This window comes from Photorhabdus viridis (assembly GCF_040256935.1).
Classification (GTDB): Bacteria; Pseudomonadota; Gammaproteobacteria; order Enterobacterales; family Enterobacteriaceae; genus Photorhabdus; species Photorhabdus viridis.
In genome coordinates this window covers 1-325 of the sequence record NZ_JBEJZY010000340.1, presented here as the reverse complement: position 1 = coordinate 325, position 325 = coordinate 1, and the positions used below count along the sequence as shown (strand labels likewise).

1 protein-coding gene is annotated in these 325 nt (G+C 50.2%); it reads right to left on the bottom strand.

The window, feature by feature from the left end; translation table 11 throughout:
- Nucleotides 1-294, bottom strand: a 294-nt coding sequence (locus tag ABR397_RS23645) for a two-partner secretion domain-containing protein (protein ID WP_350307826.1), incomplete at its 3' end; no start/stop codon positions are given.
- Nucleotides 295-325 lie beyond the last annotated feature (31 nt).

Sequence of the window (325 nt, the reverse complement as noted above, 5' to 3'; positions counted from 1 at the left end):
ATTAGGGTTGGCGTTAAGTTGCCCGGCCAGTTGTGATTGCGCCGCCTGAATGGCGTTATTCAACACGGCGCCCTGAGTGGCAACGTTAAATTCTTGATAGGTGTTATGAGATATCCCGGCGTCATTCGGTGTGGCGATATTGACAACCGGGACATCGCCCTGATGTTGTACCTGTGTCTGGCTATTATCCGGCGTTATTCCAGCCGCCATAGCCGGATGAAGGGGATAAACGGCGGTCAGGTAAATTAAAAGATAACTCGTGGCCCTGACCACTCGGTTGTTGCGTTGATCCATCGGACTTTCTCTTTTCTTAAGTTAATCTGGT